This window comes from Enterococcus sp. 3H8_DIV0648 (genome assembly GCF_002140655.1).
GTDB lineage: Bacteria > Bacillota > Bacilli > Lactobacillales > Enterococcaceae > Enterococcus_A > Enterococcus_A hulanensis.
Window position 1 is genome coordinate 1070951 of record NZ_NGLG01000001.1, and the last position, 8231, is coordinate 1079181.

Genomic DNA, 8231 nt, shown 5'->3' on the forward strand with positions numbered 1-8231 from the left:
TTCAAAAAATGATTACCTTAATGAGAGTTAGTTGCCAGTCAAACTTTTCACAGTTTTATAAAGAATGAGACCAAATCAATATTCTAAACAGAAAACCCACACAAGACGTTTAGTTTGATGGTACACGCAGCGAAAATAGAACTCATTTTTTGTGGTCTTCAAAAAATGATTACCTTAATGAGAGTTAGTTGCCAGTCAAACTTTTCACAGTTCTATAAAGCATGCGACCAAATCAATATTCTAAACAGAAACCATAGAAAAGACGTTTAGTTGGATGGTATACGCAGTGAAAATCAGACTCATTTTTTGTGGTCTTCAAAAAATGAATACTTTGATGAGAGTTAGTTGCAAATTTTCTCTCTTTTGCGTATTCTGTCTTCATCAGTAGTTTAGTAATTTACTAAATTACTAAAGCGATTCTTTTAATGAAAATAAATAGGAATCAACTAGGAGGATTTTTTATGAAAATACCGACGAATTTAAAACACAAACCAGTCTTTTTAGTAGAAAATTACGATAAAATCGACGGGCACCATGCTTGGGATAGCGATGCCAAAGGTCTGACGTTAGGCTTAGCCCAATGGAACGATCGCGGACGAGTGGATATTTCCGGCAAGGTTTGGCGTCATACTGGAGAAAAATGGTCGCGCCAATCAGAAGAACTGCCAATCACACGAATTTTAGACTTAGCGATTCTAGTGGCGCAATCAAGTATTTATTTACAAGATGCCTATCGTTATGAAAAATTTTATGATCCAGAAGACCCTAAAGTAGACATTATTGGGCTGCAGGGGGGCCGAATGGAAGTCAAAGTCGATACAGAAAATCCCAAGATCGACGAAGACATTATTCTGTTCAATGATACGATGAATAAAGACGGCGACTTGATCGCGCAGCGTTATCGAACATTGAAACGTCTTTTAGACGAATTAGGTTATTAAACTGAATGACGAGGTGAATTAAGATGGAGCAATCTTTTGTCGTGACGGAAGGACGAAAGTTTACCAAAGTAGAAGAACAAATGATCTGGCGCAAGCCGTCAAGTCATAAAACCAGCAAGGAAGAAGTCAGAATCGCGTCGGAGATCAAAAATAATTGGCTTGATCCCGAAATGAAAATCATGAATGTTTTATTGGAAGGCGATGCCGGTTCAGGGAAAACTCAACTTGCCCGCGCCCTATCTGATGACCTGCAGCTGCCTTATACAAAAGTTACCTGTTTTGCCGACATGGATAAAACAGATGTCTTTGGCGCCTTATTGCCAGTTGTCAGTGCCGACGATGAGGACGATCAAGAATTATTAGAAGCGATCTATCAAACAGACTCTTTACAAGGGGTTTTGGCAGTAATCGAAAAACATTTCCAAATCGATGCGGATCAAGCAAAGGATCGCTTGTGTAAACTAATCGAACGGATTGATCAGGATGAAACTAAAACAAGTGTTGAGTATAAATTTTATCCTTCAGAGATCGTTCGTGCGATGCAGAAAGGTTATCTGTTGGAAATCCAAGAGCCTACAGTAATCCGTGATGCTTCAGTTTTAGTGGCTTTGAATTCTGCTTTGGAGCCGAATGGTTTATTGAATATCCCCACTGGTATTATTCGCCGACATCCTGATTGTGTAGTAATCATTACGACCAACCGCAATTATCAGGGAAATCGACCGCTGAATGAATCGCTTCGTGACCGGGTACAGCATGCGGAAAAAATGGATCTGCCTTCTATTGAAGTAATGATTGAACGGGCCATCGCCAAGACGAATTTTACTGATCGTGATTATCTCGAGGTTATGGCGGAAATCATCCGTTTATTAGATGAAACAGCCAAGGCTAATGCGATCAAAGGTGTAGCAGGGATGCGCTCATATTTCTTTTGGGTTAATAGCTTGAAGCAGGGGCAAGACCCATTGGAAAGTATTTTTCCAAAAGTTTTATATAAATTAACTACGGACGAAACAGAATTAAAGATTTTGCAGGAAGCTTTAGAGCAAAGCAAGCTGCTGACAGAGCTTCAACAAGTAAAGAATCAGCAAAAATTGCAGCAGGGCAGAAGAATCAGTCAAGCAGAAGCGGATCAGCGAAATATTTTTGAAGAGGCAGAAGAGGCGACTTTGAAGAGCGAGGCCGTAGAAACCGATGCTCCAACCGAAAATCAAGAAACAAAGGTTGAAGAGGTGGAGTCTGAAAAAGAAAAAAAGCAGCCCGAAGCCGCAACAATTTCTGATGATGCCGAACGAGGGGACGCTGAAGCCGAAAGTACGACGGCTTCGATCGACGAAGAGGAGAAAATCGGCTCAGCGATGTCATTAGACGAAATGGCGGAAATCGATAAAACAAAACGAAAAGAATTAAATCGCGCGATACGCGAAAGTCTGAAAGAGACGATCCATGCAAAAGAAGGAACGATCCTTCATCGACCAACGATCAACGAAGCGGCGATCAAAAACGGACAAGAGCTGACACAAAGTGTGCTGCCAGAAGTAGAAAGCCTAAGTCGCGTAATCAATGATTTGTTAAATAAAGAAGTCAGCAATGATTACTCCGGCGGTAAATACTATGGCGCGCGATTTAATCCAAGCCACGTTGCCTATGGTGATCTAAGAAACTTCGATAAGAAAAATCCACCAAGCGAACAACCTTCATTGGCATTAGCCGTGCGGGTGGATGAATCTGGCTCGATGCTGCGAGATGATCGGATTCAAAACGCCAAATTAGCAGCAGTCGCTTTGAGTCTATTTGCTGAGAAGACCAATATTCCGCTGATGCTGTATGGGGATTCTGCGGATCTTAGTCAACGAGAAAAAACTTCGATCTATTCATACAAGGAATTTGACGATGGCTATGACTTTATGGCGGCCAAGCTTTCTACGATGAAGCCGCGACAAAATAATCGTGACGGCGTGCCACTGAGACTATTAGCTGAGAAACTTAGTCTGCAAGCTGCCGATACGAAGGTTTTACTTTCGATCAGCGACGGACAGCCGAAAGCTTTACCGGATTATACTGGTGAAAAAGCCAAGCAAGATATCCAATCAGTTCTAGATGATTACGAAAGAAAAGGGATCCTTTTCATTGCTTGTGCGATTGGTGAAGACAAAGAGCAGCTGCGAACTCTTTACGGTGAAAATAATTTTGTCGATATCTCTGATATTTCAACATTGCCGCAGCAGCTTCTTCAATTAATTGCACGGTTTATCTAAAAAACCTACCTACGAAAAATTCGTAGGTAGGTTTTTTGTTTAAAATATTTAATATGTTGCGCGAGGTCCGCCAATATATTTTGGACGGCTGCGTAAAGCTGTCACATGTGCGCCGCCTAATTCTTTGATGGATGGGCGAACGGGCACTTGTACATATTTTACATGCATGCCGATCGAAGTATCGCCGATATCAATGCCGGCTTGAGCCACAATATGCTCAACTTCAACTGGATCACTGAATTGTTCAAAAGCCGCAACCGAACAAGAACCGCCAGCATGCAGGGCTGGTTTGACTGAAACAATTTCCCAATCTTTTTTCTCAGCCAACTCTCGCTCGACAACGACTGCACGATTGATGTGTTCGCAGCCTTGCACTGCTAGATAGATTTTTTTAGGATCAAGAATTGCTTTTAAGGTTTCGATAACCCATTGACCGACTTCTTGACTGGAATTTTTGCCGATTGTACCGCCGACGATTTCACTGGTCGTACAGCCTAATACAAACGTGTCACCAGCTTTTAGATTGGCTGCTTCTAAGACATCATTTGTGATAGTGGTTAGTTGTTGTTGGATTTTTTCTTTTTCCATTTTGGATAACTTCCTTCTATTAACTATTTATATTGAGGATGACGCAGAACCCGCTGCAATGCGTGAAAGAGGGGAACTGTCACCGCGATACCGAAAATATTTTGCACAGAATTACCTGGTAATGAAGCCAAACCAGCGGGCCAGCCAAATAATAGGGCAGTCGCCAACGCATAGCCGATGATCATAAATAAGCTGGCAAATAAAAAGCCTACAGTAAGACCTTTTTTATTGGGATACTTCTGATATAGATAGCCCAAAATAAAGCCTTGAATCCCATGAATGATGATCGAAAAAATCGCCCATTCAGGATAACCGGAAATCATATCGATCAGACCGCCGCTTAATGCTCCGACCAAAAAACCGCCTCCCGGCCCAAAAAGCAGAGCAGAGGCATAGATTCCAACTTCGCATAGTGTTACGAAGCCTTTGGTGGCAGGGATCGGAATGATAAATAATATCGATAGCGTCACAGTTAATGCCACCATCATCGCAAGTTTCGTCATATCTTTTGTTCTCATGTCAGCACCTCCGTTTTCACACTATCGCCAAACCAAACATTTCCTTCACCATTTTTTAGTGTGAAGCCATTTTTGATTCCTTGATAAACATATTCTTTACTATCCTTGATCGCTGAAATCAAGTCTTTGCCTAATACCAAGTTCGAGGTAATTGCCGAAGCAAATGTACATCCAGCGCCATTAATCGTCGTTTTCGCTAATTTTGGCTTAGAAAAGAATTCGAAATGGCTGCCGTCATAAAACAAATCCGAAGCTAAATCGCCAGAAAGACGCTCGCCGCCTTTGATCACCACAGAGCGTGCGCCAAGAGCTGAAATTTTCTGAGCTGCCTGCTCCATTTCATCCAAGTTGGTAATCTTTTGCTGGCTTAAAATTTCAGCTTCTTTCAAGTTCGGAGTAATAATCGTCGCGAATGGAAACAATTCAATTAGTTTTTCACGGTAGGTATCACTATACACACGATCTGTTTCTTTAAAGGCCATAACTGGATCTAAAACAATTGGACCATCAAATCGTTGCAAAAAGTTTTTTACGATTTCCAACGAATCTAATTGATGAATCAAACCGATTTTTATTCCATCCAAACTTAGATTATCATCGATTGTTTTTAATTGTTCTTGCAAAAGTTTAGGCGGCAGATCATTTATCTCAAATTGACCGTTGTTGACGACTGCGATACAAGTAATCGCCGTCAGGCCAAATAGATGATGATTCTCAAATGTTTTTAGATCGGATTGCAGACCGCCGCCCGCTAAAGTATCCGAGCCTGCAATTGTCAACACTGTTTTGGTCATAGAAAAACTCCTCATGTCATCCATTAATTAATTAGTGAGTCATTTAAACGGATATCGTTAATGATTCTTATTATAAAGTTGTGAACTGAAAAATAAACAGCCAATTGGTTGTTTTCTAACTCATCCAATTTCAAGTGTAAATATTTGTTCCAATAGAAGAAGTGCGTTAGCATAAGTTAGGAGAAAGGGGATCATGTATATGAAAATATTTATTGCTGGAGCAACTGGCCGTGTAGGCGAAGAATTGATCAAGAACTTAACAGCAAAGGGACACGATATTTATGCGGGGGCTCGTCGGGACCAAGATATTGAAGCGACCGATTCAGTCAAACCTGTTCATTTAGATTTACATGGCACCGTTGATGAAATCGCAGATACGCTGGCTGATGCAGAGGCCGTTTATTTTGTCGCCGGCTCACGAGGAAAAGACCTGTTACAAACAGACCTGTATGGTGCAGTCAAATTAATGCAGGCCGCCGAACAAAAAGGGATCAAGCGTTACATTCATTTAAGTTCACTGTTTGCGTTGCAACCAGATAAATGGAGTGAAGCATTAACTGAATATAATATCGCAAAATTCTTTTCAGATAATTGGCTGATCGACAAAACGAAGCTGGATTATACAATCCTGCAGCCCGGCACCTTAAAAGAGATTCCCGGCAGCGGAAAAATAACTACAGATATCACAGAAAAATCAGAGAACGCGATCGAAAATGTCGCGACCGTTTTGGCAGCGTTGCTGGAGCAAGATAACACCATTAAAAAAGTAATTTTAATGGGCGACGGCGATACACCGATTGAAGAAGCAGTAAAAAAAATATAAAAAATTTGGTCCACTCAGTGAAAAAGCTTATCTGAGTGGATTTCTCTTTTCTAAATTCAGACGAGCAGAAAAATATTAAATTATTTCTTAGTCTTTCGACTAACTTAATGATAAAATAGAGGTTGCTGAAAAGAGAATTCCGTAATTAAGGAGAGACCTTATGAATCTTCAAAATATTCACAATGCTAGAATCGAAGAGGGGGTTCAAATGATCCGAAAAAGGAAAGTCGCAAAATACTATATGAAAGCGCAGGGGTTTGCCAAGAAAGAAGCTTACGAAACGGCCAAAAACACACAGCCGGAGTTCGTCGAGGCTCGCAATCTTTATTTGGCTTTGTACCATGACGCCAAGCCTGTCTTTGCTGATCGCAGCGAAAAAGAAAAGGCGCTGAGAGTTTATCAGGTTTTTAGTGTGTTGGCTTTGGTTTGTTTTGTTGCTTGGTTGTTCAGTAATGGGTATCTGAACGGCTCCACCGTAACCGACAACTTTCTTTTGATTGCCTTAGTGATCAATTTAGCTATCACGAGCTATTTCGATGAAAAAGTCACGGAACGAATTCACGAACGAAAGACTAGAGAGCTTTTACGCCACAGTCCTGAAGCGTTGGACAAGTTAGCCCAAGTCGAGGAAATTAAGCGAAACATTTTTCGTGCGGAGCATCGCGGCATCAAATTAGTCGAAGAGCAAAAAGTAGAAGCCGAGAAACTAGCGGAAAAACAACCTGAGACTGAATCAAAAATCATCACCATGGACAAAATAAAAGCACTGCGTAATAAAATCAAAAAATAGCCGACTACGTTAAAAGGAAAACGTGATTGGCTATTTTTGTTTTTGCGTTGATCCTGTTTGCTTTTAGTGAAATGGTTTGCAATAATTTGACGTATAACCAGCAAGGAGGACAATGCGAATGCTTAAAGCAATTATTTTTGATATGGATGGTGTGATCGTCGATACTGAATTTCAAGATTTTCGAATTCAACAGGAGTTTATCAAAAAGGAGAATCCGACCATCGATCACGCGGCCACAAATTTTGACGAATTAATCGGTCAGTCCTATGACATGCTTTATAAGACTTTACGCAAATTCATCGGCAGCAATGATTCATTATGCGAGATCAAAGAACGTTTTGAAAAATTCAACGATGCCGCCTATGAATCAATAAACTATCAGCAGTTGTTTAGAAAAGGCATTCTCTCTATTTTAAAATGGGCAAAGGCAAATAATATTTCGCTGGCGGTAGCATCTTCTTCAACACACGAACACATTCTCGAAGTGCTCACATCTTGCGGTATTAAAGAATATTTCGATGTGATCTACAGCGGTGAGTTCGTCGCGGAAAGTAAGCCAAATCCAGCGATCTACCTAAATACTTTACAAAAACTGAAGGTCAAGCCTGAGCAGGCGATCGCTATCGAAGACTCGTACTACGGAATCACCGCAGCAAAAGCTGCAGGAATTACCACGATCGCTTATAAAGAAACACGAGCGGAGGTCGATCAAAGTGACGCTGACTATTTAGCAGAGGATATGCTTGAGATTTACGAGCTTATTAAAGACCTAAACAAATAAAAGCAAGGGGGAGAGCTTAGTGGAAAAGACTTCACTTACTTTTAAGAAAATATCGACCAATGACTTTCATTTTCTGAAGTCTATCCTTCAATCAGAAGAACTCATGCTGCTTGGCTGGGGGAAAATCTATACAGACGAAGAAGTAGAAGGCTGGATCAATAAAATTACTCAGCAATATCAAGAATACGGATATAGTTATTTCATCGTAGCAGATACTCGCACTCAGCAATCAATTGGAATTGCCGGAATCATCAAAACTACCATTAATTCCACTACGCTCAATGAAATCGCCTATATCATAAAAAAAGAATACCAAGGTCTTGGTTATGGAACTGAAATAGTGCAAGAGCTTGTAAAATTAGCCTTCAATCGCTATCATTTACCGCAAATTTTTGCGCAATTTGCTATCGAAAACCGTACATCGCAAAGAATTCTTGAAAAAAATGGGTTGACTTATGAGTTCAGTTATCAACGAAAGCAAAACGGCATGCTAAAAGAACATTTAGTTTATCAATTAAAGAATTAATTCTGGTTACCAGAATACCGTCTAACACTCAGCAGAATCTTGTTGAGTGTTTTTTGCTATTAAAAATGTAAATTGACATCAAAAGTTCGAAGTGATATATTTATCTCATGATACAAATATATCACATCACATAAGGAGATTTAAAATGTTTAATAAAAGAGTAAAATCATGGATGGGATTTCTTGGTGTTTTAGGTTTTCTTGGCGTGCTAG

General features: G+C 40.3%; 9 protein-coding genes. 6 read left to right on the forward strand and 3 right to left on the reverse strand.

The window, feature by feature from the left end:
- The first annotated feature begins 461 nt into the window (after positions 1–461).
- Entirely contained in the window at positions 462–941 is a 480-nt protein-coding gene (locus A5875_RS04980) for a DUF6530 family protein (RefSeq protein WP_088932589.1), read from the forward strand.
- Positions 942–964: 23 nt separating this feature from the next.
- A complete protein-coding gene (locus A5875_RS04985) occupies positions 965–3199 on the forward strand; it encodes an AAA family ATPase (protein ID WP_088932590.1) in 2235 nt (744 codons plus the stop codon).
- 48 nt (positions 3200–3247) lie between these two features.
- Here A5875_RS04985 and A5875_RS04990 read toward each other — a convergent pair whose 3' ends face one another.
- Genes A5875_RS04990 through A5875_RS05000 form a run of 3 tightly spaced genes read right to left on the reverse strand, consistent with a single transcriptional unit; the run spans position 3248 to position 5099 of the window.
- Positions 3248–3787 (reverse strand): TIGR01440 family protein, encoded by a 540-nt coding sequence (locus tag A5875_RS04990; protein WP_088932591.1) that lies wholly within the window; start codon positions 3785–3787, stop codon positions 3248–3250.
- A 23-nt stretch (positions 3788–3810) separates the two neighbouring features.
- Positions 3811–4305, reverse strand: a complete 495-nt coding sequence (locus A5875_RS04995) for an ECF transporter S component (RefSeq protein WP_088932592.1) — start codon at positions 4303–4305, stop codon at positions 3811–3813.
- A complete protein-coding gene (locus tag A5875_RS05000) occupies positions 4302–5099 on the reverse strand; it encodes a bifunctional hydroxymethylpyrimidine kinase/phosphomethylpyrimidine kinase (RefSeq protein WP_088932593.1) in 798 nt (265 codons plus the stop codon). The genes A5875_RS04995 and A5875_RS05000 overlap by 4 nt, the downstream gene beginning before the upstream one ends.
- A 199-nt stretch (positions 5100–5298) precedes the next feature.
- On the opposite strand from A5875_RS05000, the gene A5875_RS05005 reads away from it, so the two are divergent.
- From A5875_RS05005 to A5875_RS05020, 4 genes are all read left to right on the forward strand, one after another.
- Positions 5299–5922, forward strand: a complete 624-nt coding sequence (locus tag A5875_RS05005; protein WP_176244617.1) for an NAD(P)H-binding protein — start codon at positions 5299–5301, stop codon at positions 5920–5922.
- Positions 5923–6082: 160 nt separating this feature from the next.
- On the forward strand, positions 6083–6712 hold the full coding sequence (locus A5875_RS05010) for a hypothetical protein (RefSeq protein ID WP_088932595.1): 630 nt from the start codon (positions 6083–6085) through the stop codon (positions 6710–6712).
- A gap of 118 nt (positions 6713–6830) precedes the next feature.
- Entirely contained in the window at positions 6831–7493 is a 663-nt protein-coding gene (locus A5875_RS05015) for an HAD family hydrolase (protein ID WP_088932596.1), read from the forward strand.
- 19 nt (positions 7494–7512) lie between these two features.
- Complete coding sequence (locus A5875_RS05020) at positions 7513–8019, forward strand: GNAT family N-acetyltransferase (protein WP_088932597.1); 507 nt, start codon at positions 7513–7515, stop codon at positions 8017–8019.
- Positions 8020–8231 lie beyond the last annotated feature (212 nt).